The organism is Phocaeicola sp. HCN-40430 (assembly GCF_037890285.1).
Lineage (GTDB): Bacteria > Bacteroidota > Bacteroidia > Bacteroidales > Bacteroidaceae > Phocaeicola > Phocaeicola acetigenes.
Map to the genome: position 1 here is coordinate 39306 of NZ_JBBKBS010000017.1, position 26816 is coordinate 66121.

19 protein-coding genes are annotated in these 26816 nt (G+C 40.8%); 9 read left to right on the forward strand and 10 right to left on the reverse strand.

Annotated elements, in window-relative coordinates:
- Positions 1-123 precede the first annotated feature (123 nt).
- The gene (gene recF, locus WKU26_RS08745; RefSeq protein WP_269878465.1) at positions 124-1239 is read left to right on the forward strand and encodes a DNA replication/repair protein RecF; all 1116 of its coding nucleotides are present in this window, start codon (positions 124-126) and stop codon (positions 1237-1239) included.
- A complete protein-coding gene (locus WKU26_RS08750) occupies positions 1239-1529 on the forward strand; it encodes a DciA family protein (protein WP_178266207.1) in 291 nt (96 codons plus the stop codon). Before recF ends, WKU26_RS08750 begins: the two co-directional genes overlap by 1 nt.
- On the opposite strand, the gene WKU26_RS08755 is transcribed toward WKU26_RS08750, so the two are convergent.
- Genes WKU26_RS08755 through WKU26_RS08780 form a run of 6 tightly spaced genes read right to left on the reverse strand, consistent with a single transcriptional unit; the run spans position 1504 to position 7383 of the window.
- Positions 1504-2070: a 5-formyltetrahydrofolate cyclo-ligase gene (locus WKU26_RS08755; RefSeq protein WP_340321686.1), complete on the reverse strand. Its 567-nt coding sequence runs from the start codon at positions 2068-2070 to the stop codon at positions 1504-1506. The two genes, WKU26_RS08750 and WKU26_RS08755, sit on opposite strands and share 26 nt — an antisense overlap.
- A complete protein-coding gene (locus tag WKU26_RS08760; RefSeq protein ID WP_340321687.1) occupies positions 2051-3727 on the reverse strand; it encodes a S41 family peptidase in 1677 nt (558 codons plus the stop codon). Before WKU26_RS08760 ends, WKU26_RS08755 begins: the two co-directional genes overlap by 20 nt.
- A gap of 9 nt (positions 3728-3736) precedes the next feature.
- Positions 3737-4177, reverse strand: a complete 441-nt coding sequence (locus WKU26_RS08765) for a deoxycytidylate deaminase (protein WP_178266196.1) — start codon at positions 4175-4177, stop codon at positions 3737-3739.
- Entirely contained in the window at positions 4164-4658 is a 495-nt protein-coding gene (locus tag WKU26_RS08770; RefSeq protein ID WP_340321688.1) for a DUF4847 family protein, read from the reverse strand. Before WKU26_RS08770 ends, WKU26_RS08765 begins: the two co-directional genes overlap by 14 nt.
- Positions 4659-4662: 4 nt before the next feature.
- Positions 4663-6699, reverse strand: coding sequence for a M3 family metallopeptidase (locus WKU26_RS08775; protein WP_340321689.1), 2037 nt, complete (start codon positions 6697-6699; stop codon positions 4663-4665).
- 6 nt (positions 6700-6705) lie between these two features.
- Positions 6706-7383 (reverse strand): Crp/Fnr family transcriptional regulator, encoded by a 678-nt coding sequence (locus tag WKU26_RS08780; RefSeq protein ID WP_178266199.1) that lies wholly within the window; start codon positions 7381-7383, stop codon positions 6706-6708.
- Positions 7384-7556: 173 nt separating this feature from the next.
- Here WKU26_RS08780 and WKU26_RS08785 point away from each other — a divergent pair, with 173 nt between their 5' ends.
- From WKU26_RS08785 to WKU26_RS08795, 3 genes are all read left to right on the forward strand, one after another.
- Positions 7557-8159, forward strand: a complete 603-nt coding sequence (locus WKU26_RS08785; RefSeq protein WP_178266203.1) for a MarC family protein — start codon at positions 7557-7559, stop codon at positions 8157-8159.
- Positions 8160-8483: 324 nt separating this feature from the next.
- Positions 8484-10760, forward strand: a complete 2277-nt coding sequence (locus tag WKU26_RS08790) for a glycoside hydrolase family 20 protein (RefSeq protein ID WP_340321690.1) — start codon at positions 8484-8486, stop codon at positions 10758-10760.
- An 11-nt stretch (positions 10761-10771) separates the two neighbouring features.
- Entirely contained in the window at positions 10772-12235 is a 1464-nt protein-coding gene (locus tag WKU26_RS08795) for a sulfatase-like hydrolase/transferase (RefSeq protein WP_340321691.1), read from the forward strand.
- 88 nt (positions 12236-12323) lie between these two features.
- On the opposite strand, the gene tpx is transcribed toward WKU26_RS08795, so the two are convergent.
- Positions 12324-12827, reverse strand: coding sequence for a thiol peroxidase (gene tpx / locus WKU26_RS08800; RefSeq protein WP_178266205.1), 504 nt, complete (start codon positions 12825-12827; stop codon positions 12324-12326).
- Positions 12828-13102: 275 nt separating this feature from the next.
- Here tpx and WKU26_RS08805 point away from each other — a divergent pair, with 275 nt between their 5' ends.
- Positions 13103-14002, forward strand: a complete 900-nt coding sequence (locus WKU26_RS08805; RefSeq protein WP_340321692.1) for a DUF368 domain-containing protein — start codon at positions 13103-13105, stop codon at positions 14000-14002.
- An 85-nt stretch (positions 14003-14087) separates the two neighbouring features.
- Here WKU26_RS08805 and WKU26_RS08810 read toward each other — a convergent pair whose 3' ends face one another.
- Both WKU26_RS08810 and WKU26_RS08815 read right to left on the reverse strand, forming a co-directional pair.
- Entirely contained in the window at positions 14088-16253 is a 2166-nt protein-coding gene (locus tag WKU26_RS08810) for a S46 family peptidase (protein WP_340321693.1), read from the reverse strand.
- Between the two features lie 80 nt (positions 16254-16333).
- Positions 16334-18499 (reverse strand): S46 family peptidase, encoded by a 2166-nt coding sequence (locus WKU26_RS08815; protein WP_340321694.1) that lies wholly within the window; start codon positions 18497-18499, stop codon positions 16334-16336.
- A 193-nt stretch (positions 18500-18692) separates the two neighbouring features.
- Between WKU26_RS08815 and WKU26_RS08820 the strand changes: the two genes are divergently transcribed.
- Complete coding sequence (locus WKU26_RS08820; protein ID WP_340321695.1) at positions 18693-19394, forward strand: DUF4369 domain-containing protein; 702 nt, start codon at positions 18693-18695, stop codon at positions 19392-19394.
- Positions 19395-20330: 936 nt separating this feature from the next.
- On the opposite strand, the gene WKU26_RS08825 is transcribed toward WKU26_RS08820, so the two are convergent.
- A complete protein-coding gene (locus WKU26_RS08825) occupies positions 20331-23072 on the reverse strand; it encodes a sugar-binding domain-containing protein (RefSeq protein ID WP_340321696.1) in 2742 nt (913 codons plus the stop codon).
- A gap of 464 nt (positions 23073-23536) precedes the next feature.
- On the opposite strand from WKU26_RS08825, the gene WKU26_RS08830 reads away from it, so the two are divergent.
- Both WKU26_RS08830 and WKU26_RS08835 read left to right on the forward strand, forming a co-directional pair.
- Complete coding sequence (locus WKU26_RS08830; protein ID WP_340321697.1) at positions 23537-24343, forward strand: M48 family metallopeptidase; 807 nt, start codon at positions 23537-23539, stop codon at positions 24341-24343.
- A gap of 265 nt (positions 24344-24608) precedes the next feature.
- Complete coding sequence (locus tag WKU26_RS08835) at positions 24609-26714, forward strand: M3 family metallopeptidase (protein ID WP_445323231.1); 2106 nt, start codon at positions 24609-24611, stop codon at positions 26712-26714.
- Positions 26715-26816: the final 102 nt, after the last annotated feature.

Sequence of the window (26816 nt, forward strand, 5' to 3'; positions counted from 1 at the left end):
TGTTATAGACCTATTTTGGTCAGCAAAAGTAATTTATTTCTATATATAAATGAAATTTGAAGACATGTTTTTTTTCAATCTTCCTTTTATTCGTATTTTTGTCTTTCGAAATAGATTGAATTTATGTGGTTGAAACGCATCTCGATATTAAGTTATAAAAATTTAGAAGAAGTTGAACTGTCTTTTTCCCGCAAACTGAACTGTATCATTGGTAAGAATGGCATGGGAAAGACAAATCTGATGGATGCTGTATATTATCTGTCGTTCTGTAAGAGTGCAACGAATCCTATCGATTCTCAAAACATACAACACGGACATGAGTTTTTTGTGATACAGGGTTTTTATGAGACAGATCATGGAGAGCCCGAAGAGGTGTATTGTGGATTGAAGCGTAAACAGAAAAAACAGTTCAAGAGAAATAAGAAAGAATACTCCCGTCTGTCCGATCATATCGGTTTGATTCCTCTGGTAATGGTTTCTCCTGCCGACTCGATATTAATAGGTGGAGGAAGTGAAGAACGTCGCCGGTTTATGGATGTGGTGATTTCTCAGTTCGACCGTGAGTATCTGGATGCACTGATTCGTTACAACAAGGCTTTGCAGCAGCGGAATACACTGCTGAAGGCGGATATGGAGCCGGATGATGAGCTGATGCTGGTCTGGGAAGAAATGATGGCTGCTGCAGGTGCTGTGGTGTATCGCAAGCGGAAAGAATTCATAGATGAATTTATTCCGGTCTTTCAATCGTACTATTCTTATATTTCTCAAGACCGTGAGCAGGTCAGTCTTTCTTATGAATCGCATTTGGAGCAGGCCGATCTTCTGACTTTGTTGAAGGAGAACCGTCAGCGCGACCGTATCATGGGGTATTCTTTAAAGGGAGTACATAAAGATGATCTGATTATGAAATTGGGTGAATTCCCGATTAAAAGAGAAGGTTCGCAAGGTCAGAACAAAACATACCTGATTGCGTTAAAACTGGCTCAGTTCGATTTCCTGAAGCGTACGGGAAGCCAGACCACTCCTTTAGTATTGCTGGATGATATATTTGACAAACTGGATGCTTTGAGAGTAGAGCAGATTGTGAAACTTGTTTCAGGAGATAATTTCGGTCAGATTTTCATTACCGATACGAATAGGGAACATTTGGATAAAATATTGCACAAGTTAGACGGTGATTATGCCGTGTTTGAGGTAGAAAGCGGAACGGTAGTGGAACGTAGCAAAGAAGAAAACTAATGAAGCGGAATAATACAGAGCAGATAGGTGATGTGATACGGAGGCTCTTGCGTCAGCAGGGATTGGAAACACCTTTGAACGAGTATCGGTTGGTCGATGCATGGAAAGATGTAGTGGGGGAAACAATTACCCGCTACACCATGAATCTGTATATAAAGAATCAGACGCTTTATGTGCAACTTTCTTCTTCTGTGCTTCGCCAGGAACTGATGATGGGAAGAGAACTTCTGGTACGTAGTTTAAACGAGAAGGTCGGCTCCCAGGTTATTGTGAATATTGTGTTTTGCTGATACATCCGTTCTCGGTCCACACTTCATCCATTAAAATGTCAAAAGGTTCTGTAGGGAGTAGGGGAGTTACCTGAAACTGAAAGCAGATACCGATTTTGTAAGCCGACAGTTGGGGTAAAAGCCGGTCGTAATATCCTTTCCCACGTCCCAGCCGGTTTCCTTCCCTGTCGAAAGACACTCCGGGGATGATTGCCAGTTCTATGTCATTATAATTGGTCAGTCTTCTGCCGTTGGGTTCTTCTATTCCATAAGCCCCCTTTTTCAGACTGTCCTTTCCTTCATAAAAGCGCAACTCCAGATCATTCCCTTTTACTACTGGGAGGATAATATTCTTCGATTTACTCCATCGTTCTACAAATGCCTGGGTCTGTACTTCATCGGGAAGAGCATAGTACATGAGTACGGTTTTCGCCTGGCAAAAAACCGGATGGTCTTCCAGTTTCGAAAGCAAACTGGAAGACCATTGGGTTAATTGTGCAGAAGTATATGTCTTTTTCTTTTGCGCAATCAGTGTGCGCCATTCACGCTTTGTTGCTGTCATTTTTTTTCTGAGCTACGTTTTCTGTATTTTCTTCCGGAGCTTTAGGGAAAGATTCTCCTTTTTCAAGCACTTCTATTGCTTTAAGCACTGTATTGTCACTTAAGTTCATATATTCAGTATAGGCTTCTATACCCAACATGTTGTATATGATGTTTCCGTAAAGACTCAGCTCAAAAAGATTTTTGGCCTTATACAGAAGGATATTGCGTCGTTTTAATCCTTTCTTTTCTGCAAAAGAGGCGAACTTATTCAACAGCCCTTGAGTTTTCAAGAATTTTTCCATCTCTGCGGCTGTGGTATATTGCTGCAGTTTAGTGCGGTTCTGGTCTGTATATTCGAATGAGTAACGGATAATAAGTCCGCGGGTTGCAGCAGTTCTGAAGTAAGAATTCATACCAATGGTATCTTGCGGAACAAAGATATCCGGCATGATACCTCCTCCTCCGTATACAGATCTTCCCAGGCTGGTATGATAAATTTCGTTCTCATTCTGTTTGATGCTGTCGGCAGAGAAAAACTCACCGTGTTCGTATCGGGTAAGAATATCCAGTTCGTATTCTGCTTCTTTTCCTTTTTCATAAGGTTTCTGTATGCAGCGTCCCGAAGGAGTATAATAGCGTGCAATAGTCAGGCGGATGGCCGATTTATCGCTGAACTCAATAGGCTGCTGTACCAGTCCCTTTCCAAACGAACGGCGGCCGATGATGGTTCCTCTGTCGTTGTCCTGAATGGCTCCGGCAAAGATTTCGCTTGCAGAAGCAGAACCTTCGTCCATCAGTACAATAAGCGGCATATCCTGACTGCTTCCGGTTCCGTTGGAACTGTAGTTTTCACGTGGCGATTTTCTTCCTTCTGTATACACTATCAGTCGGTTGTTTGGAAGGAATTCGTTGACCATCTGTATGGCTGCAGCCATATATCCTCCTGTATTTCCGCGTAAGTCGATAATTAATCCTTTGCAGTTTTCCTGATTCAGTTTGGCCAGTGCAATCAATAATTCCGGATAGGTTGTTTCTCCGAACTTATTCACTTTTACATAACCGAATTTATCGTTTACCATATAGGCTGCATCGATACTTTTTACGGGGATATCTCCACGTACTACAGTGAAATGTAACAGTTCTTTTTCTCCCGGACGGTATATTCCCAGTTTTACTTTACTGCCTTTTTCACCTTTCAAGCGTCTCATCGACTCACTGTTGGTTACAATTTTACCCACAAAAGCCGAGTCATCTATCTCTACGATACGGTCGCCTGCCATCAGTCCTATTTTTTCAGATGGGCCTCCTTTTATCACACTGTTGATGTGAATAGTATCGTCCTGAATGGTAAACTGCACTCCAATTCCACTGAAGTGACCTTTCAAGTCGGCATTGACAGCCTCCAGATCTTTTGCCGGAATATAAGATGAGTGTGGGTCCAGTTCAGATAAAATCTGTGGCATGGCTTCTTCTACCAGATTGGCCATGTCTACAGTGTCTACATACTGGTCTTCGATGATACGCAATAATGCATTCAGTTTGTTAGACGAAGTATTGATGATACCTAATTTATTACCGGAAAAATGGTCGGCATAAAAGGTACCGATACCTATACCGGCAATAAGACATACTGCCAATAGCAGGGGTACAAAACGGTTTTTACTATTGTTTGTCATAACTTCAATTTATTCATTTTCATTCAGATTGAGATAAACCAACTCTATGTTTGCGCGTCGGAGTAAATCCAAGCCTTCTTCCAGACGGTATTTTTCTGCATATACTACTCGTTTGATGCCTGCTTGTATAATCAGTTTGGCGCATTCTATGCAAGGCGAAGCCGTTACATAGAGTGTTGCTCCCTCACTGCTGTTTCCAGAACGTGCGATTTTGGTAATAGCATTGGCTTCTGCGTGAAGTACATAAGGCTTTGTCACTCCATTGTCGTCTTCGCATATGTTTTCGAATCCGGCTGGGGTACCGTTATACCCATCAGAGATAATCATCTTGTTTTTGACTATCAATGCTCCGACTTTCCGGCGGGCACAATACGAGTTCTCCGACCAGATGGTGGCCATACGCATGTAGCGTTTGTCAAGTATTTCCTGTTTGTTTTCAGTTGTTCCCATTTTGCTTTATGTGTGTAAATTGAATGCAAGTTCTGCGTTCCTGCGGAGCCAGTCTCAGCATTCCGCTGTCTCCCTGGTAGAAACGGGCTCTTTCCAAAGTTTCTATAAATTCCTTATTTCGTCCTTCTACTTTGTTGGTAGAAGCTTTAAGACGTGTAATGGAAACAGAACGGTCTTCTCCGTTGGCCTGCCAGTATCCGGTGAAAGTTGCGTTCTGCATATTACCTTCCAGTGTTCCGTCGTCCTTGAATGTGATATTGAACTGCTGAATAACTTGAAGTTCCTGCACGTTGGTTATAACCGGACGTGCATCTCTGTCGTTGTTAGAGTCCCAGTTTACACCGGTATAATAGTTTACTACATACCATGTTCCCCGGCTGACAAAAATCTCATTGACATCGTCTTCGTTGTTGCAACTGCTTAACAGGATAGGCAATGTCAGCAAAAGATAAATACTATATTTTAGGAATGTCTTTCTCATATATTTATTGTATACCGTTTCGTTTTAATAAAGCCTGTATGGTAGGTTCTTGTCCCCGGAAACGTTTGTATAGTGTCATCGGATGTTCTGTTCCTCCTTTCGACAAAATATTGTCACGGAACGATTGTGCTACTTCTGTATTGAAGATTCCTTTTTCCTTGAATACCGAAAAAGCATCAGCATCCAATACTTCTGCCCATTTGTAGCTGTAATATCCGGCAGAATATCCGCCAGACATGATGTGTCCGAACTGTACACTCATACAAGTTTCTTCGCACTGAGGCAATACCTGAGCACGTTTCCATGCTTCTTTTTCATACTGCCTTACATCTCCGTCGAAGGCTGTGCGGCGTGTATACCAGGCCATATCCAGCAGACCGAAGCTGACTTGACGCAGGCAGGCATATGCCACATTGAAATTGGATGCATCAATGATACGCTGCAGCAGTGCTTCCGGCATAGGCTCCTGTGTCTGATAATGGCAGGCAAAGGTGTTCAGGAAGTCTTTCTCGATAGCAAAGTTCTCCATAATCTGCGAAGGCAACTCTACGAAATCCCAATACACATTGGTTCCACTCATACTCTGGAAACGGGTATTGGCAAACATACCGTGCAGGGCATGTCCGAATTCATGCAAGAAAGTATTCACTTCCGAGAATGTCAGCAGTGCCGGCTTGTCGGGTGTCGGTTTGGTAAAGTTCATGGTTACCGCTACATGAGGGCGACTGTTGGTCCCGTCTTCCTCTATCCACTGCTCTTTATAGTTGGTCATCCATGCTCCGGAGCGTTTGCCTGCACGCGGGTGGAAGTCGGTATAAAGAACAGCCAGAAAACTGCCGTCTTTATCGAATACCTCGTATGCCTGTACATCCGGATGATAGACCGGTATATCCTTGTTTTCTTTGAAAGAGATACCATATAGGCGGGTAGCCAGTCCGAATACCCCTGCTTTTACACGGCTCAGTTCGAAGTAAGGACGAAGCTCTTCTTCGTCTAAGTTGTATTTTTTATTTTTCAGCTTTTCGGCATAGTAAGAAAAATCCCATGGCATGAGAGTGAAATCGTTTCCTTCCATATCCCGGGCCAATTCTTCGATTTCTTTTACTTCTTTCTTCGCCTGTGGTGTATAGGCCTCAAGTAATTGGTCCAGCAGGCGATACACATGTTCACTGTCTTGTGCCATTCGTTTGCGCAATACATAGTCGGCATAATCTGTATATCCCAACAGCTGTGCCAGTTCCATGCGGAGGTTGACCAATTGTTTTACAATCTCCAGATTGTTCTGCTCGTTGTGATGAGTACACTGCGTATTGTATGCCATATACAGCTCTTTACGCAAATCTCTGCACTCGCTGTACTTCATAAACGGCACATAGCTGGGAGCCTGTAGCGTAATCACCCATCCTTCCTTACCCTTTTCCTGGGCGGTAAGTGCTGCCGATTCAATCAGACTCTCTGGCAGTCCTTTCAGCTGCTCTTGAGTCGTCAGATGAAGTTCGTAGTTGTTGGTCTCTTTTAAATGATTTTGCGAGAACCGTAGAGTCAGTGTACTGAGCTCTGTGCTGGTTTTACGGTATTTAATCTTTTCTTCATCATTCAGGTTGGCGCCGTTCCGGATGAAACCGTCGTATGTTTTCTCCAGCAGACGGGCTTCTTCTGCAGTCAGAGAAAGTGTATCTTTCTGTTCGTAGACCTGTTTGATACGTGAGAATAAATCTTCGTTCAGACTGATATTGTTGCTATGCTCCGACAGTTCCGGCATGATTCTTTCGCCGATGGCATCCAGTTCGTCGCATGTTTCCGCACTCATCAGATTAAACAGTACGGTCGTCACACGGTCAAGCAGTTGTCCGCTGTTGGCCAATGCCAATATCGTGTTTTCGAATGTCGGTTTTTCCGGATTCTCAACAATCTCTTTAATCTGTCTGTCTTCCTCCTCAATTCCCTGTTTGATAGCAGGTTCATAGTCTTCCAGTCTGATTTCATTGAAAGGAATCGTTTGATGAGGAGTTGTATAATGATGTAGAAAAGGATTCTGCATATTGTATTAAGTATATTGTTCAATTAATTTTTCCAATGCCGGAATGTGTATTTCCTTACGTTTCAGTTGTATAAGTCCTTCTTCCTGAAATTTGTTCAGTACTTTTGATACGTTGATTCGTGTATCGTCAATCAACGTAGCAAGGTCTTCCATTTTGATTTGCAATGTCTTTTCTCCTGCAGGCTTGGTACAGCGTAATTGCAGGAAGTTGGTTATTTTTTCAGCCGTATTTCCAATGTGAGTATCCCACAGTTTACGATATACGTTCTGAGCCCGGTTGCTTATTACGTTGAGGTAGTTCAACTGGAAGATCTCATATTTGTTCAGTTCCGACAAAACATACGATTTGTTGAACGAAACGGTACTGATATCTGTCTGGGCATGATAAGAAGCCGTATATTGAGGAAACATACCGAACAGGGAATAAGGCTCTATAACCTGCGGACTGTCGAAGGTTTCATATAAAACATACCCGTGTTCGTTGTCTATGGACTTTGCATAAACGGTTCCCTGAAGTATAAAAATGAGCTGTTTGCAGGCTTTTCCCTGTTGAGCTATGCAACTTCCGGCCGGATATTTGTTAAACTCGAATCTGACTTTTTCCAATATAGAGGTAAAGTCTTCTTGACATAACCCTTGGAACAGAGGGAGCTGCAAGAGTTTGTCATACATGGTTATTTCCATAAAACGTTAACTTTATTAAGTTATCTTTTAACACACAAAATTAGATATTCTTTTTATTATAGGTGACGTTTTTTATTTTTTTATTGTTTCTTACCGTCTGATAATATTGTTTCTTTGTTTTGGAAGATTAAAATTTTGAATAACTTTGTGTGATTCATTTTTAAGGATAAAAAATTATGGCTGGATTTGATTTTCAGGAATTGATAAGTGCATTTATTGTGCTGTTTGCCGTATTGGATATTATAGGTGCAATTCCTATTATCTTGGACTTAAAGCAAAAGGGGCGTTCGGTCAATGCGTTGAAGGCTACATTAATAGCCTTGGCTTTATTGCTTGGATTCTTTTTTGCAGGTGATATGATGCTGAAACTGTTTCAGGTAGATATTGCTTCGTTTGCCATAGCCGGTTCTGTAGTGTTGTTTCTGATGGCACTTGAAATGATTCTGGATATTGAGATTTTCAAGAATACGGGACCTATCCAGGAAGCCACATTGGTGCCTCTGGTCTTCCCGTTGCTGGCGGGTGCCGGTTCGTTTACTACTTTGTTGTCGTTGCGTGCAGAGTATGCATCCATTAATATCATTTTAGCCTTGCTTCTGAATATGGGTTGGGTATATATAGTATTGAAAATGACAGACCGTATTGAGCGTATTCTGGGAAAAGGAGGAATTTATGTGGTACGTAAGTTTTTCGGTATCATCCTGTTGGCAATTGCAGCCCGCTTGTTTACGGCAAATGCCACTTCGCTGATAGAACAGTTTCAGATGATAAAATAAAGGATTGGTCTTTCGTCTGATCCGGAAAGAATAAATACAGGCTATGGTTGTATATGATTCCGATACGGGAAATAGCCTTCATTCAACGCCGTCGGCTTTATAGCCGGCACCGTCGTCTTCACAATCAGCGGTGTCGGTTATAAAGCCGGCGGCGTTGATTGTCTGTGGATATTTATGACATAATCCATGCTTATTGATGGATGAAATTCGTCGGTCATGAATTATTTTATGTATACGGATGCGTAGTAGGGGAGTTATAGTTGTTAAATAGATAGTGCTGCCAATACAGGCAGTATATGTAAATAGAAATTTTTAATAGATATTATGAAAAAACGAGACATCTTTAGAGGGGTATTGTGTGCTGCGGGATGCCTGCTTACATTAAGTTGTGTTTCCGAAAAGGAAAAACCATCTTATATAGAAATTCCCAAGGCTTTGTCTATGAATGTAAAAGGGGGAAATCCGTTTGTGTTGACCGAAGAAACTGAAATTGTAATACCGTCTGAACTAAAAGACTGGCAGGCAGGAATTTCTGTATTCAACAGCAGTCTGAGGAAACTGACAGGAGATACTTTGGCTGTGGTCGGCAGTTCTTCATCGGCTTCTACAGTTCTTTTAAAGCATAATTCTGAATTGCCTTCCGAGGGATTCCGGTTGCATGTAAATGCCGATGAGGTGCGTATTGAAGCTGCCGATGCTGCAGGTGCTTTTTATGCGCTTCAGGTGTTAAATCAATCTTTGCTACTGCAAAAGCAAGCACCTTTTACACTGCCTGCGGTTGATATAGAGGATGGTCCGGAAATGAAGTACAGAGGAGCAATGCTGGATGTAAGCCGTCATTTCTTTACTGTAGAGCAAGTGAAACGTTTCATTGATTTGCTGGCTGTTCATCGCTTGAATTATTTCCATTGGCATCTTACCGACGATCAGGGATGGCGTATGGAAGTAAAGAAGTATCCCAAACTGACAGAAGTGAGTAAAGAATTCTATACACAGGAAGAGATAAAGGATGTGATTTCGTATGCCAAGCAGCGTTTTATTACAGTAGTTCCTGAGATCGATTTGCCGGGACATACTACAGCCGCACTGGTTGCATACCCTCAGTTAGGTTGTACTGGAGGTCCTTACACAATGACAACAGATAAAGGGGGAGTGCACAAGGATGTACTATGTATGGGAAAAGATTTTTCTTATCAGTTTGCCAAGGATGTACTGTCTGAGGTGGCAACGTTATTCCCTTCTCCCTATATACATATCGGAGGAGATGAAGTCCCTAGAGATCGCTGGAAACAATGCCCGGATTGCCAGGCTGCCATAAAAAAATATCATTTAAAAGCGACTCAAGAACAGTCGGCCGAAGATTTGCTGCAAGGGGAATTTAATGTGCAGATGGCTGCTTATCTTAAAACTTTGGGAAGACAAATGGTAGGTTGGGACGAAGTTCTGTCGGACAATATAGATCCTTCTACTATTATTATGTCGTGGAGAGGATTAAATCAGGGATTTAAAGCTTTGAAAAAAGGTCATCCGGTAATATTCTCGTCGACTGGTCATTTTTATTTCAACAATTGCCAGGCGGAAGATGCGGCTAACGAGCCTCTGTCTACCGGAGGATTATTGCCGATGCAGACCGTTTATGAAGCTCCACTTGTTTTGCCGGAAAGTGTTGCCGGTCGGGATACGCTGGTCTTGGGTGCCGAAGCTTGCCTATGGACTTCGCATGTGGACAATGATCAGCTGCTGGATTATATGATGTTGCCGCGTTTGGCAGCCTTTTCTGAGGTCACATGGACCGGAAGTCGCAGGGGAGGATATGCAGACTTTTTGAATCGTCTTCCACATATGCTTGAGATTTATGAAAAGATGGGATTTGGATATGCTCCTCATTTCTTTGGGATAAAGGCCTCTTATGCTCCCGATGCAGAAAAGAATCAGCTTTTTGTCACGCTGAACAGTGTGGAAGGAAGTACTATTTATTATACGCTCGATGGTACTGTGCCCGATAAAAATTCACAAGTGTATCAGTCGCCTATTGGTATAGAAGAAAGTTGTACGTTGAAGGCTGTAGCCTATACTCCTTCTGGATTGTGCAGTGATTTGCTTCAGAAAGAGGTGAAGGTAAACAAGGCTACTTTTAAGAAAATTACTTTGCAGACAACTCCTGAAACACGTTATGCCGGAGAAAACGGAAAGGTATTGGTGGATGGAGTACGGAGTCAGCCGTTTCATACTACCGGAATGTGGGTAGGTTATCTGGGCAAACCGATGGAAGCGGTGATCGATATGGAAGAGAAACAAAATGTGACACAGGTTGTTTTATCTTCCCTCACAGATATGGGGTCGTATATCATGGGTATCAGCAAGGTCGAGATTTATGCATCGGATAATGGGGAAGACTTCACCTTGCTGACAGAAAATACTTATAAAGCTCCGGAGGCTAAGATGCAGGGAAAGAAAATAGAAAATCTGACTTTGAATTTCTCTGAAACGCAAGCACGTTTTATCAAAGTCGTAGCTCGTGGTTTTGAGGCTTTGCCCGAAGGACATTCGGGAGCCGGACAACCGCCTTTCCTTTTTGTAGACGAAATAGAAATCAATTAATATATATACTTATGAAAATGAAATCTTTGCTGTCTGTGTCTTTGGCATTGACAGCCTTAACTTCCTGCCAGGAACAGAAATCGGATAAACCTAATATCTTGTTTATTCTGGTAGATGATATGCAGAGCGATGCCATTGCTGCATTGGGAAATAAAGATGTGTATACTCCTAATATTGATAAGTTGGTTCATGAGGGGGTGAATTTTACGCGTACTTATACGAATGGAGCTTTATGTGGAGCATTGTCTATGCCTAGTCGGGCTATGCTGATGACGGGGCGTGGAGTATTCGAGGTACAAAGTGACGGTATGAAAATACCGGAAAATCAGATTACTTTGCCCGAACAGTTGCAAAAGAATGGATACCGTACATTTGCTACGGGAAAATGGCATGCAGACAAGGCTTCTTTCGGACGGTCGTTTTCCGAAGGTGAAAATATATTCTTTGGTGGAATGCATCCTTATGAGATGAATGGGCATTGTGAGCCTCGTTTGCACCATTATGATCCGGAAGGGAAATTTGATGAAGAACCGTTTGTGGGAAAGGAGTTTTCTTCCAAAATGTTTGCAGATGCTGCAGTAGACTTCCTGAACAGTACTTCTGATAACAAGCAGCCTTTTATGGCTTATGTGGCATTTACTTCTCCCCACGATCCTCGTATCTCTTTGCCTGATTATGGAAAGAAGTATTTGGATGGTGACGTCTCTGTTCCGGATAATTTCTTGCCTGAGCATCCATTTGATAATGGGGAATTACAGATTCGTGATGAAATGGTGTTGCCTGCTCCTCGTACTCCTGAACAGTTGAAACACGAGTTGGCTTTGTATTACGGTATGGTGAGCGAAGTGGATGTACAGATTGGCAGGGTACTGGAGGCTTTGGATGAAAGCGGAAACCGTGAAAATACAATTATTGTATTTGCTTCGGACAATGGATTGGCTATGGGACAGAACGGGTTGATAGGTAAACAGAGTCTGTACGATCATAGTGTAGGGGTACCCATGCTGATTATTGATCCGCGTAAGCCACAGCAAGGAAGAAAAACAGATGCTTTATGTTATTTGTATGATTTATATCCTACTTTATGCGAACTGGTAGGGGTAGAAATTCCTTCATCTGTAACAGGGCGTTCTTTGAAACCTGTTTTGGATGATAGTACTGTACAGCATAGAGAGGATCTGTTTTTTATTTATTCAAATCAGCAGCGTGCGCTTCTTAAGGAGAATTACAAATACATTATTTATAATGTAGAAGGTAAGATTACAGAGCAACTTTTTGATTTGAAGAATGATCCGGGAGAATTGGTGAATCTGGCAGAGACGGAAAAAGAAAAAACTCAGACTTATAAAGCATTGCTTAATCAGAGAATGCAGGAGAACCATGATTTCTGTAATCTGGATAATCCATTATGGTGGAAAGATGCTCATAAGCTGACATGGGAAGAATGTCAGACTCTTTATTTGTTTGATAAATAACAATAAGGAAGTACCGACAGACTGATATGGATATAAACTAAATAAGTTAGGGAAGCATTTTGCTCACCCTAACTTATTTAGTTTTTTATTATTTCTGTATTGCGGCTAATGCTGCATCGTAATTAGGCTCTTGTGTGATTTCTGGAACCAGTTCGGTGTAGATTACCTTACCTTCCGGATTGATGATGACTACTGCACGAGCCAATAATCCGCAAAGCGGACCATCTGTCATTAAAACACCATATTCTTTGCCAAAGTCTGATGTATAACGGAAGTCGGACAGTGAAATTACATTTTCTATGCCTTCAGCCGTGCAAAAACGACTTTGTGCAAAAGGCAGGTCTTTCGAAATAGCTAATACTACTGTATTGGGCATTTGCGTAGCCAGTTCATTGAACTTGCGTACAGATGCAGCACATACTCCGGTATCCATACTTGGGAATATGTTAAGTACTATGTTCTTGCCTTTAACGTCGTGTAATGATAAACTGCTTAAATCCCCTTTTACTAATGAGAAATCTGGAGCAGTGGCTCCTACTTCAATAAATTTTCCTGCTAAATTTACGTGAGTTCCTTTGAATGTTGTTTCCATATTGGTATTATTTTCTATTTGTGATATTGTTTCTTTATAGTTATTGGGTTGTGCTTTTAAATAAAATGTAGCGCATAAAATGGCAACTATGCCTGTAATAAATCTTCTTTTCATACTTGTTGCTATTTAGAATATGTATAGATAACAACGGCAAATTCGAAAATGTTCATTTAAAAAGGTCAGATAAAGTGCTTTTTTTTCATTTTATATTTATTGGCCGAATTTTTTTATTTTACTTTGTAGCCACAGATTATTAATAGGTTAAGAAAATAAAAATGGAACGAGGTTTAAAAGACTATGCATTTCTTGTTCTGAAAGGAATGGGTATGGGGGCTGCCGATGTGGTTCCTGGAGTTTCTGGAGGAACTATTGCCTTTATTGTAGGTATTTATGATGAATTGATCAATTCGATTAAAAGTATCAATGGGAAGAGTCTGAAATTATTTTTTACAGGAAAGTTTGCTGCTTTCTGGAAGATGATAAACGGCAATTTTCTTTTCTCTATACTGCTGGGTATCGGTATCAGTGTCTTTTCGTTGGCAAAAATTATAACCTGGCTGCTTGTTGAACATCCTATTTTGGTGTGGTCATTCTTCTTTGGCCTGGTGCTGGCCTCTACATGGTTTGTAGCAAAAGATATTAAAGGATGGAACTGGAAGACTATCTTAGGTTTTGTTGTGGGAGTAGTAGTAGCTTTCTATATTACAGTAGCAACTCCGGCAGAAACTCCATCGTATTTATGGTTTATCTTTTTGTGTGGTGCTATTGCTATCTGTGCCATGATTTTACCAGGTATATCGGGAAGCTTTATCTTGGTGCTGCTGGGTAAATATTTCTTCATAATGGATGCTGTGAAGACATTGGATCTTGTGATTATTGCAGTATTTGGTGCTGGTGCTGTGGTAGGTATTACCTCTTTCTCACGTGTTTTGTCGTATGCATTGAAACATGTCCGTAATATTACTTTGGCTGTATTATCTGGTTTTATGTTGGGTTCACTCAATAAAGTATGGCCTTGGAAAGAACAAATTACTACAGTAGTAGATGGTCATGATTTGATGATTGAAAATAATATACTTCCTAATCAGTATATTGTAGAAGCAGTTGTATTAATGTTGGTAGGTTTCTTTATGGTGTATTTCCTTGAGAAATTATCAATGAAAGTGTCTAAGTAAGACGGATTTTAATATTCATAAAAAAAGAATCTGCTTTCGGTGTATACGAAGGCAGATTCTTTTTTATAGTGACTCTTTGCTCCGATTAACGGATAATTGTCATTTCATCAATCAGGTGTTTGGCTCCTGCAAATTTGTCGATGATAAACAATGTATAGCGAATATCTACACATGCGGCACGTTGTAACTGCGGGTTGTAGGCGATATCTCCTGTCAAACCTTCGTAATTGCGGTCGAAACCTGTACCGATAAGTTCTCCTTTTGAGTTGAATACCGGTGAACCCGAGTTGCCTCCTGTATTGTCTGTGCCTGTAACAAAACAGATAGGCATTCTTCCATCTGGCATGGCATATTCTCCAAAGTCTTTCTTTTCGTACAGTTCTTTCAGCTTGGCCGGTACTACGAATTCCGGATTGTTCGGATCTTCTTTTTCCATTACTCCTTTCAAGGTAGTATAGTAAAGGTATTCTTTACCATCAGCTGGTTCATAAGAACCAATTTTACCATAAGTCAGACGTAGCGTAGAGTTGGCATCAGGATATACCGGAGTTCCTTCGTGCTTTTTCAATTTCAACATACCGGCTACCCATGTTTTATGAGCCCGGTTGTAAGCGTTGGTTTCTGCCTTCATTTCTTCAGAAGTTGCTTTATAGCCTTCCGATACCGAACGGGCATATTGAATCATCAAATCGTTTTTCAGAGTTTCGATGTCTGGGTTTGCAAGATACTTTTCCCATGCTTCTGCACTTCTGAAAATAGACTGGTCGAAGCAGGCATCTACAAATGCATCTGTATTTCCTCCAAACTGTTTGTTGATTGTCTGGAAAATGCTGATATGCTGTTCTGCCGGAACCAGACGAGCGTAGAGAGCTATCAGTTGTTTGGATACTTTGCGGTCTACTGCAGCGCTATAATCTTTGTTGAAGAATTTCTTTCCTGCTTCCTGCAACCCTTTCACAGCTTTACGTATATCTTTCTTATTACCTTTTTCCAGAGCATCTTGCAATGCTTGCGTATCAGGAATCTTTGAGAATTCTGTACCTAACATCAGAGCTTCATAGATAGCCTGCTGGTGGTATACGGCATTGTAGCGTTTGGCAACAATGTCTTTGATGCTTTGATAAGCCTGTTCGTAGCTGTTGTCTCCTGTTTCTCGTCCGAAAGCCAACAGTTTTTCCTGCTGTTCCTTCTTTTTGTCGAGCACTTTCAGCTTAATCAAGCCTTCGTTCATACCGATTGCATTCTTCCAGTAGTTTGCCGATGAAGCATATTTGGCTGCATACTGAATACGTGTTTTTGCATCTTTCTGCATTTCTTCACCCAAAGCACGCAGGCGTACACCACGTACGGTATCGCGCATAAAGTTGGTAGTCTGCATGCGTTCTTCCACTTCGTCGCTAATCATATATCTCCAGTTGCGTCCGGGGAATCCCATTACAAAAGTAAAGTCACCTTCTTTCACCCCTTTCAGATTAATGGCAATGTGTTTCTTTACCTTTAAAGGTACGTTTTTCGCATTGTAAGTAGCCGGTTTACCGTCTTTTGATGCATAGATACGGAAGATAGAGAAGTCGCCGCAATGACGTGGCCACATCCAGTTGTCTGTATCTGCACCAAACTTTCCGATAGAAGAAGGAGGTGCACCTACCATACGGATGTCTTTGTATACTGTTTTTACAAACAGATAATATTTGTTTGCTCCGTAGAAAGGTTTCAGCTCCAATACTGTAAAATCGTCGGTTTTGATTTTTTCTTTCTTTGCAAAGCGTTTGGCCACGGTTTCCAGATACGAGGGAGAAAGATAGTTCAATCCTTCAGGATCTTTGTCTTTTTTCAGACAATCCTGTACGTATTCGGTTACATCCAAGATACGGTCGATGAAGGTAACGGTCAGTCCTTCGCAAGGAAGTTCCTGTTCGCGGGTCATTGCCCAAAAACCATCAGTCAGATAATCGTGCTCTACCGAACTGTGCTGTTGGATGTATCCATATCCGCAATGATGATTTGTCAGTACCAGACCTTCGGCAGAAATGATTTCTCCGGTACATCCTCCTCCGAAGTGTACCACAGCATCTTTCAGGCTGATACCATCCGGACTGTACACTTGGTCAATGCTTAAATCCAACCCCAAATCCTGCATCACAGCTGCATTCTGCTGTTTCAGGTCCGTAAGCATCCACATACCTTCGTCTGCATGTGCATGAAATCCTGCGAATGCGCTGATTAAAGATAAAATAAGTGCCTTTCTCATATAATGTTGTTATTAAATAAAAAGCGCAAAGATGCGTACTTTAGAGTAGTGCAACCTTGCGCTTTTGAATATAATTGATATTATTCTACAATTGTCATTTCATCGATAAGGTTCTTGCAACCTCCCAGCTTTTCTACAATAAACAATACATAACGGATGTCTACTGCAATACAACGCTGCAAGTTATTATCGAAGTTGATGTCGCCACTCAATGATTCCCAGTTTCCGTCGAATGCGCATCCGATGAGTTCACCGTTACCATTCATTACCGGAGAACCTGAGTTACCGCCTGTGATATCGTTAGTAGTCAAGAAACAAGCAGGCATTTCTCCGTTAGGCAATGCATAACGTCCGAAGTTCTTGGTTGCATACAACTCTTTCAACTTGGCTGGAACAACGAATTCCGGATTGTTCGGATCTTCTTTTTCCATTACACCTTTCAATGTAGTGTAATATTTGTAGTGGATACCGTCTTTCGGATCGTATGATTTTACATTACCATAAGTCAGACGGATGGTGAAGTTTGCATCCGGAGCTTTTGGAGTAGGAGCATACATTTCGCACAAACCGCGTACATAAGTCTTATGCAACAGATTGATGTTTTCACTGGCAGCCGAAATCTTGTCCATCAGTGATTGATACATCTTGCTCTTACTTGTAGAATAAGCCACAGCAAGGTCTTTATCAATTGCTTCTATTGTAGGATTTTCAAGGAATGCATTCAGATTCTTTTCACTGGCAAAGATACTGTTGTTATACAATGCATCGATATAAGCATTATAGTCGCCATTGAACTGAGTCTTGATTGTTTCGTAGAATGCAGGCAAGGCTTCAGCTGACACTTTTTCTGCATACAGCGGAATCAGTACTTTTGCAACTTTACGGTCTACTTCATGATCGTAGTCTTTATTGTGTACTTCTGCGAATTCCTCTTTCAGAGCAGCAACCGCTTTCTCTATATCTTTTTTCTTGTTTTTCTCCAATGCAGTCTTCAGATTTGCGAAGGTACGGTAAGTAGCTCCAAATTCAATACCGCTCATGAATGTTTCAGAGAAGTAAGTAGCTTCTTTGCGCAAAGGAGCAATATTGGCTACATATTCGTCAATCTGTCCAACTACTTTTGCATATTCTTCGTTGTTCTGAGCCTTGGCAAATTCAGCAAACTTAGCTTCCTGTGCTGCTTTTGTTTCCAAAACTTTATTTTCAACGATAGCCTTGTTCATACCGATAGAGTTCTTCCAATAGTTGCTTGAACCGGCAAACTTGCTGGCATACTGGATACGTACTTTATCGCTGGCAGCCATTTCTGCGCGTAATACATTCTGACGAGCTTCGCGTACAGTGATACGTGGTACGTTAGTACTTTCCATACGAAGTTTTACTTCGCTCTCTGTCAGATAGCGGCTGGTGCTTCCGGGGAATCCCATAATCATGGCATAATCGCCTTCCTGCAGCCCTTTCAATGAAATAGTCAGGTGCTTTTTCACTTTCAAAGGAACGTTGTCTTTGCTATATTCAGCCGGATTTCCGTTTTTGTCTGCATATACACGGAACATGGAGAAGTCGCAAGTATGGCGTGGCCACATCCAGTTGTCTGTTTCTCCACCAAACTTACCGATAGATGAAGGAGGAGCAGCTACCATACGTATATCGCTGTAAGTTTTGATGTAGAACAGATAAAACTTATTTCCTTCGTAGAAAGGAAGTGCCAGGGTAGAGATACCCGGTGCTTTCTTCAAGTCGCTTTTTTTCAGTTCGTCAGCGGCTAATTCGTTAAGGTATTTCTTTCCAAAAGATTCGGCTTCTGTAACTTTACCCTTTTTGATATCACTGTTTACTTTGTCAGTAATGTCAACAATACGTTCTACAAACTTGAAAGTCAATCCCGGAGTTGGAAGTTCTTCAGAACGGTTTTTAGCCCAAAAACCATCTGTCAGGTAGTCATGTTCTACCGAACTATGTTGCTGGATGGCGTCATATCCACAGTGGTGATTGGTAAGAATCAAACCGTCGGGTGAAATGATTTCTCCGGTACATCCTCTGCCGAAAATACCAACTGCATCCTTCAGTGTAATCTGACTGGGATTGTAAATATTGGCCACATCCATCTTTAATCCTTGTGCCTTCATTCTGTCTGCCAGGTTTTGTTCCTGCATCAGCTGGAGAAGCCACATCCCCTCATCTGCTTTAGCCGGTGAAAAGGCTGCGCAGATAAGTGCGAGTGCTAATACTTTAAGTTTTTTCATTTGTTATGTGTATAATTTTGGGTTAAAATTTTCTTTTCTTAATTCGCAAAGATAGTAAAAAAAAGTATTTATCTCGATGCAGGTATGCTAAAAGGGTAATATTCCTCTATTTATGTTTAATTTTTAATAATTTATTTTTTAGCATAACCGAAAGATTTTACCTTTGCTCTACAAATTAAAATGGCATAATTTAATGGGTAGACTATATCTTTTTCTGTTTTGCGCTGTATTTTTTGCTTCTTGCAGTAAGAAATATAAAATCGAGGGGAATACTTCTCTTTCTCGGTTAGACGGGAAAATGCTTTATATTAAGGTGCCTTCCAATGGGGAATGGGTAAAAATTGATTCGGCAGAAGTGATACATGGTCTGTTCGAAATGGAGGGGAATGTAGACTCAGTAGTGCTTGCGTCATTATATATGGATGATGACTGTATTATGCCGTTGGTTATTGAAAAAGGAAATATTAACGTCAAGATAGATAATGCCGGAGTGACGGTGAAAGGTTCTCCCTTGAATAATCGTTTCAATGATTTTATTATCCAGAAGAATGCCTTGGACGATCGTGCTTATGAAGTAGAGCATATGGAAAGCCAGATGATTATGAATGGAGATGATCCGGCTTTGATTCATAGTGAAATAGAAAAACGCCGCGCCGAACTGTCGGAAGAAATGAATAAGTTGGCTAAAGAATTTATTCAGGAAAATTATGAAAATGTGTTGGGTGCCGGTGTGTTTGTAATGATTGGCAATGGATTGCCTTATCCTATTCTGACGCCTGTGATGGAGGAAATTGTAAACGAAGCTCCAGAGTCTTTTAAGAATAATGAACTGATTAAAGAATATCTGTCTGTAGCGCGCAGCAATATGGATAAAATGCGTTCTGCACGATATTAATAGCTTGTCTTTTTCTGATTGTAATATAATGGGGAATTTATGATTGGGGATGAGTGTGCCGGAAAATTTCAGATATCTGTTTAGGCTTTCTTTTATTTAGCATTGGAATTACGTTTTGATTTTGTCGAATGTGCATTGTTGTTTAATTAAAATAATATGCCGGGAAGTCAATTCTTTTAAATAGCTTTGCAGACTCTTTAAAATCCATAGTAATGAAAAAACAGATTAGTTAGTGAAAATGGATAAATGCTGACAAAAAGAATGTTTTTAGTGTTTTCTGCTAACTCGCATTTGCGATAAAAAGTCTGTTTATGATTGGGAAAGGAGTGGTATTTACTCTTTAAAATATGCTGTATAGCATTCTTTTAGAACTTTTAGAAACAAAAAATATGACTTGTAATGTTGGCTGATGATACTTGTATCATCGGCCAACGCTATTAATACCGTGCACTCACGCTACTTGTCACATAAGTGCATGGTATTAATTGTATGTATATACAGGTGCAGATGGCTTGTTTTATACGAATTTTATACACTTTTTCACATATTGGTTTGTAAACCCGACTCCTTTTTGTTTGATTTCTCTTCTGATAAAATGCCTTGTTGTAATATGGTATTGCTATCTGATGATAGGTTAATTGGATGAGAAATAAGAAAAATGCTTTGATTTTTTAATGAATTGATGTCTTATTGTATTTGGAAAATGGTCAAAAACGGGCAAATTTGTAATCTTCCTGATGTTTGGTCCGAAAAACACTCATTTTTTAAGCCCTGAATTGACATTTTGTAAGATGTCAGTTCAGGGCTTGAAGTGATGACCTTCTGCTTCTCTTGAAGAAGAAACAGTTTTAATAATTATCAAAAAGAAATCTTGGCATCCTCGATGACAGATACCAAAGGGAAAGCACCTATAGAATCTTTCATACCCAACTCTTCCTATTTGTTTAATAACTGGTTGATGGCATCGGAACTGTTGTTCTCTTTTTTCTTTTGTACATGAGTATCGAACAGAGCATCCAGCATATAAGTCGGAACTTCATTTTGAGGTTGGAATCTGTCTGAGCCCACATAGTTTTTGATAGAATACATCAGCTGTTTCATAGCCGGACGTTTGTCTATGTCCTTGTGGATGTCTGCACAGAGTACAAACAGTTTTCCCTTACCGCTTTTTACCTCGAACGCTATACCCAGTTTCCGGTTTTCTTCATAAGTGTCGATAGACTGAATGATAGGTGTAACCGACGACAAGGCTGTCAAGTCGATTGCTGTACCATAGTTCAGAATATCCCACCATTGCCAGTCTGCGTAATATGAAGTCGGGAAATCGGCCATAGAAGGGTGAGTGTGTTCAATCAGTGTTCCTACAATCATCGGATCCCAATTGAACATGATAGGATTCCAGAAGTGGCTGGCAAACTGTGTTTTACGTCCTTGTGCACTTTGTGGTACAAACAATACCTGCTTGCCCTCGGAAAGCATTTTTCTGGCAGTTTCCCACGATTCGGTGAAGGATAGATGCTCTTCGTTTGCCTCTGTTTTCGAAGGGTATACCCAGATATCCCACTCATTGTGACAAGCACCTAATGCAACATGGAGTGTGTATTTTCCGGCACTCTTAATATCCTCTAACGGAATATCTATCTTGGCCAGAGAGTCAGTAACGGTGTAACTCTGAATAGCCTGATGCGACAGATTTCCTTTTTTCAGTTCTCTTCCTGCTTCGTCGGTCAGTGCCCAATTCACCTTTCCTCGTTTTATATCTTTGTTGCCAAAGTGATAGATACCCAATTGGGCTGTAAAAGTTTCGTTCTCATTGTAAACTCGTTTGGGCATGCGTGCCAGCAATACAGTAGGAGCGCATGATTCGCGGAACTTTTCCGGTGATACAAGACCTTTGTCTTCCCAAAAAGCATCGAGAATGCCCACAAAGGCACTTCCCTGACCAGGGAAATCGCTTAAACCCAGTAATTGGAAACCTCCCGACTTGGATGTTCTCAATAATGATTCGTTGACTTCCTTGTATTGCAACACAGTGTGTGCACCGGTAGCACGGAAGAAATCATCGGCCTGATGAAGCATACCGTTACGTGCCAGCCGTTCGCGGTAAACATTAAAATTGCGTGCTTCCAACACTCCAGTATACTTACTTATTTCGGCAAAGTTGGGGTACATACAGCGCTGTCCGGTTTCGTGAGCAATAACCGGTACATCAATGTCCGATTCTGCATTGCGGTCCCAGTCTGTAGAAGGTTTTCCTTCGTATACAGTAATCCATCCTTTGTGGGTGAGGTGAGATACATAAAACTGGTCCGCTTTGACGTGTGTACGTGCAGTAGATGCAGAGTACAGATGGCGGTTGTCGTATTGCTGTCCTTTTATAATTAAATCTTCCAGTACATCGAAGTTCCCTTCGTTTTCATTACCGTTGCACATGAGGATGAAAGAAGGGTGGTTGCCATATTCATTGAGAATCGCATACATTTCTTCTTCGAAAAACTGGCGTCGTGCAGGGTATTTTCCTACATCTTTGATCCACATCGGAAGTTCTACCTGAAGATAAAGGCCCAGACGGTCTGCTGCATGAAATGCGGCTTGGGGTGGACACCAGGAATGAAAACGTACGTGGTTCATTCCATATTCTTTTATTGTACGGAAGATTTTCTCCCAGCTGTCTGTATCAGTAGCCGGATAGCCGGTCAGAGGAAAAACAGCACAATCCAGCACACCACGCAGATGAATGTCGTGATTATTCAGGCGGATGTGATGTTTTCCTTGTTCTATTTTTCTGAAACCAAACTGTTCGCTTTTGTTTTCTTCTCCATATGGAGTGCTCCATTGAATATCCAATGTGTAAAGGCTGGGATTGAATTCATCCCATAACTCAATTGGACGATTGATATTCAATGTCTCCTCAATCTGGAAAACAGAGTCGGACAACACTACCTTGACAGGCTTGCTTGCTATGGTCTTGCCCTCTTTTTCTTTTATTTCAAGGAGAAGATTGCCTTTCACCGAAGACTTGGAAGGAGCGAAGCAGATTTGGGCAGTGACTTTTTTATTTTCGATGTCAGTGTAAATCTTTACATTAGATATATAGTTCGGATTCATGGCCTGCAAAGACAAATCGCCTACTATACCGTTCCAGTTGGTTTGGGTGTATTCTGTAGTACCATGATTCCATTGGTCCATCGGATATTTCAGACGGTTGTCTACGCATAAGGTCAATGTATGAATGCCTGGAGTAAGCTGCTGCGTAAGATTGAAACGGTTAGGAGTAGACAATCTTTCCTTGGTTGCTATCGGTTTTCCATCTACATAAACCGCCGTTTCCCAATGACATCGTTCCAGATTGAGGATAATTTCTTTTCCTTTCCAGCTTTCGGGTATTACGACCTCTCTTTGATACCATGCTTGTCCACAATATTCAAATTTGCGCGACAGACGGTCAACATGTGACACGAAATTCTGGATACCTTTTCCGCCTTCATCTGTGCTTCCCGGAAGAACGATGGTTTCTGTCAGTTTGCTTAAATACAGTTCAGAACCAGGAGTTTTTCCAAATCCCATAGGATCGAGCTGGAAACGCCAGATGCCGGATAATTGAATACGTTCTGTAGCTTGAATGAGACAAGTACAGTTAAGTAGAAAAAATGAAATAAATAGAAATAAGAATCTCATAGTAATTGGGACTTGTATTAAATTAAATTGATTTAGGATTGTGTCAGATTGGTAATAGATATATAAATACAGTCGTGTTCATAGTTCGATTCCTTTAATACGGATACAAAAGTAGTTGATTTATTTATAGTGTACAATATTATAGTTGAGGAATGAATACAGATAGAGAAAAAGTTTTATATTTGTATAAATATGATATTTAATTAATATGGCATACCGCACAATGATGATTTTTTCCTATGGATAGCAGGACTTTTAGTTATCTTAAGAGGTTTGTTGGGTTAGAAATAGGAAATTGTATGGTATCATCCGGAGCGGCCAAGAGAGATTTGTGTCCCGAGATCAGAAGGTTGCTTTTGGGGATTCTTTCTACTGGGCGGATTGCTGTCGGTTGGTGGTGGAATCTGGAACTGGAAAAAGTCGGGTGCGGAGGAATTGCATAAATAACCCCTTAATAGATAGTTATGAAAGACAGAGTGTTTGTAAAAGTATTTGTTTTATTGGTTTGTACAGTAATGTCTGTACCGGTAATGGCTCAATTCGATTTTAATCGGATGATGAGTGGAGCAGCCAAATTGGTAAAGGCTGTGACATTGACGGATGAGCAGATGGCTGAATATGTAAAAGAATACGTTGCTTCGATGGATGCGAAGAATCAGGTTTGTCCGGATAATAATGTATATACCATCCGATTAAAAAAACTGACTAGTGGATTAGGAGATGCGGATGGTATTCCTCTTAATTTTAAGGTGTATCATGTGACTGATGTAAATGCATTTGCTTGTGCTGATGGTAGTGTACGGGTGTTTTCTGCTTTGATGGACATAATGACTGATGAAGAACTGCTTGGTGTAATCGGACATGAAATAGGTCATGTAGCGCATCGTGATTCGAAGAGAGGGTTTCGTACTGCTTTGCTTACTTCTGCGTTGAAGGACGGTATTTCTTCTCAGGGAGGTAAAGTAGCAGAACTGACAGATTCTCAGATTGGGGCTTTGACGGAAGCATTGGTGAATGCACGTTATTCGCAGAAGCAGGAATGTGATGCAGACGATTATGGATATGAATTTTTAAAGAAAGCCGGGAAAAATCCATGGGCTATGGCTTTGTCTTTCCAAAAATTGAAGAAATTGCAGGAGGACAGTGGAGCCCAAAATATGAACTTTTTGAATCAGTTGTTTTCTACTCATCCGGATTTGGATAAAAGAATAGTCCGTATGGAGGAACGTGCTTTGAGTGATGGTATTAAAAAGCCTGTAGGAAGTAAATAGGCTGCATTAATTATAAGAAAATATATGGTTGCATTTCAGTGGATATGGCTGCTGGAATGTAACCTTTTTCGTATAAAAAGGAAAAGAAATTGACTACAATGTCTGACTGATAATGTTGTATCTTTTTTAAGTTAATCTGTATGGAAATCGGAAGATAAATATTTTTTCGTACCTTTGAGCGGTTAAAGTTTTTATCATAAAAGCAGAGAGAGATGTTTTCTGCTTGATGATAATAAGATTTTCATTATACCTTAATTGATAAAATATGAAGAAATTTTTATTTGTTACAGCTTTTACATTGGCTATGGGAGGCACTGGTATGGCTCAGAATGTGAATCCTTTCTTGCAGGAAAAGTATGGAACTCCTTATGAAATTGCTCCTTTCGAAAAAATATCTATTGATAATTATCGGGAAGCTTTCTTAAAAGGAATGGAAGAACAAAAACAGGAAATCAATGCTATTGTGCGAAACCGTGCAATGCCTGATTTTGAAAATACAATCGTAGCTCTCGACCGTAGTGGTAGACTGTTGGCTAAGGTAGCGAGTACATTTGGTCCTATTTCAAACAGTAACTCTACTGAGGAAACCCGGGCTTTGGAAAAAGAATTGTCTCCGTTGTTCTCTGCACATTATGATGATATTTATCTGAATCCGCTTTTGTTTGCAAAAGTAAAAGAGGTATATGATAACCAGAAAAAATATGGATTGGACAAAGAGCAGACTAAATTGCTGGAAAATATATACAAGCGTTTTGTCCGTGGAGGTGCCAGACTGAGTGATGAACAGAAAGCCGAACTTCGTAAACTGAACACTGAGTTGTCTATGCTTGAGCTTACTTTTGAGCAGAATCTGCTGCATGAAACAAACAATACTTTTGTTGTGGTGGACAAACTGGAAGAGTTGAAAGGACTTCCTGAAGCAAATATTGCTGCTGCTGCAAAGATGGCAGAAGAGAACGGACAGAAAGGTAAATGGATGTTTAATATGCAACGTCCGAGCTGTAATCCGGTTCTTCAGTATGCGGAAAACAGAGACTTGCGCCGTCGTGTGTACGAGGCATATTACAATAGAGGTAATCAGAACAATGCTTACGATAATAAAGAAATTTCACGAAAACTGGTTACTTTGCGTTTGCAGAAAGCAAAACTGATGGGCTACGAGGATTATGCTTCTTTGGCTCTTGATACCCGTATGGCAAAGACTCCTGAGAATGTATATAATTTATTAAATCAGGTGTGGACGCCTGCTGTAGAGAAAGCAAAGGAAGAACTGAATGATATCCGTGCCGAAATAAAAAAAGATGGTTATAGCTTTGAGCCGGAAGGATGGGACTATATGTATTATCTTGATAGAGCAAAACAGGCGAAGTATGCTATCGATGAAGATCAGGTATCGGAATATCTGGAAATAAATAATGTACTGAAAGGTATTTTCTATGTAGCCAATAAGCTGTATGGACTGACTTTCAAGGAATGTACCGACCAGTTCCCTGTGTATGAAAAATCTGCTCAGTCGTGGGAGGTAATTGATAAGGATGGTAAAGTACTTGCTCTTTTCTATAGCGATTATTATCCCCGTGCCGGAAAGAGAGCGGGGGCTTGGTGTACCGGTTTCAGAGAACAGACTTATAATGGAAATGAAAGAGTGGCTCCTGTAGTGGTTAATGTCTGCAATATGACTGTAGCCAGCAAGGATAAACCGGCATTGCAGAATATTGATAATGTGACTACTATGTTCCACGAATTCGGACATGCGCTGCATAGTTTCATGTGCGATGTACATTATGAAGGAGTTGCTAATGTAGAACGTGATTTCGTGGAATTGCCTTCACAGATTAACGAGCACTGGGCTTTCGAACCGGAAGTATTGAAGGTGTATGCCAAACATTATAAGACCGGTGAAGTGATTCCGATGGAACTGGTGAAGAAAATTGAAGAAAGTGCCAAATACGGTCAGGGTTTTGCTACTGTAGAATATCTGGCTGCTTCGCTGACTGACATGGACTTGCATGTATTGAAAGAGATTCCATCCAATCTGAATGTAATGGAGTTTGAATCTGAAAAGTTGAAAGAACGTGGTATTCCGTCACAGATTTATCCGCGTTATCGTGTGACTAACTTCAGCCATACAATGGGTGGAGGATATACTGCCGGATATTATAGCTATATGTGGGCTGAAGTATTGGACGCCGATGCATTCCAGGCTTTCAAGGAAACAGGTGATATTTTCAATCAAGAGGTGGCAGATAAATTCCGTACATACATTCTGACTCCGGGTGGTATCGATGATGGAATGACCATGTATAAGAACTTCCGTGGTCGCGAACCGCAGATTAATGCATTGCTTAAGAACAGAGGTTTGCTGAAATAAACGGGTTTTATACTCTGTTTCTAATACCTTTATATAGGGATATTCAGTAAATGTCCCTAAAATATACAATGGCATATGAAGATGATAGCACATAATCACTCC

Bases quoted from the DNA above. Each gene is read 5' to 3' on its own strand.
- WKU26_RS08790 (WP_340321690.1), top strand. From the start codon at position 8,484: ATGAAAAAACGAGACATCTTTAGAGGGGTATTGTGTGCTGCGGGATGC.
- WKU26_RS08835 (WP_445323231.1), top strand. From the start codon at position 24,609: ATGAAGAAATTTTTATTTGTTACAGCTTTTACATTGGCTATGGGAGGC.
- WKU26_RS08765 (WP_178266196.1), bottom strand. From the start codon at position 4,177: ATGGGAACAACTGAAAACAAACAGGAAATACTTGACAAACGCTACATG.
- WKU26_RS08795 (WP_340321691.1), top strand. From the start codon at position 10,772: ATGAAAATGAAATCTTTGCTGTCTGTGTCTTTGGCATTGACAGCCTTA.
- WKU26_RS08755 (WP_340321686.1), bottom strand. From the start codon at position 2,070: ATGACAGCAACAAAGCGTGAATGGCGCACACTGATTGCGCAAAAGAAA.
- WKU26_RS08810 (WP_340321693.1), bottom strand. From the start codon at position 16,253: ATGAGAAAGGCACTTATTTTATCTTTAATCAGCGCATTCGCAGGATTT.
- WKU26_RS08820 (WP_340321695.1), top strand. From the start codon at position 18,693: ATGGGTAGACTATATCTTTTTCTGTTTTGCGCTGTATTTTTTGCTTCT.
- tpx (WP_178266205.1), bottom strand. From the start codon at position 12,827: ATGGAAACAACATTCAAAGGAACTCACGTAAATTTAGCAGGAAAATTT.
- recF (WP_269878465.1), top strand. From the start codon at position 124: ATGTGGTTGAAACGCATCTCGATATTAAGTTATAAAAATTTAGAAGAA.
- WKU26_RS08825 (WP_340321696.1), bottom strand. From the start codon at position 23,072: ATGAGATTCTTATTTCTATTTATTTCATTTTTTCTACTTAACTGTACT.
- WKU26_RS08780 (WP_178266199.1), bottom strand. From the start codon at position 7,383: ATGGAAATAACCATGTATGACAAACTCTTGCAGCTCCCTCTGTTCCAA.
- WKU26_RS08775 (WP_340321689.1), bottom strand. From the start codon at position 6,699: ATGCAGAATCCTTTTCTACATCATTATACAACTCCTCATCAAACGATT.
- WKU26_RS08815 (WP_340321694.1), bottom strand. From the start codon at position 18,499: ATGAAAAAACTTAAAGTATTAGCACTCGCACTTATCTGCGCAGCCTTT.
- WKU26_RS08750 (WP_178266207.1), top strand. From the start codon at position 1,239: ATGAAGCGGAATAATACAGAGCAGATAGGTGATGTGATACGGAGGCTC.
- WKU26_RS08770 (WP_340321688.1), bottom strand. From the start codon at position 4,658: ATGAGAAAGACATTCCTAAAATATAGTATTTATCTTTTGCTGACATTG.
- WKU26_RS08805 (WP_340321692.1), top strand. From the start codon at position 13,103: ATGGAACGAGGTTTAAAAGACTATGCATTTCTTGTTCTGAAAGGAATG.
- WKU26_RS08760 (WP_340321687.1), bottom strand. From the start codon at position 3,727: ATGACAAACAATAGTAAAAACCGTTTTGTACCCCTGCTATTGGCAGTA.
- WKU26_RS08830 (WP_340321697.1), top strand. From the start codon at position 23,537: ATGAAAGACAGAGTGTTTGTAAAAGTATTTGTTTTATTGGTTTGTACA.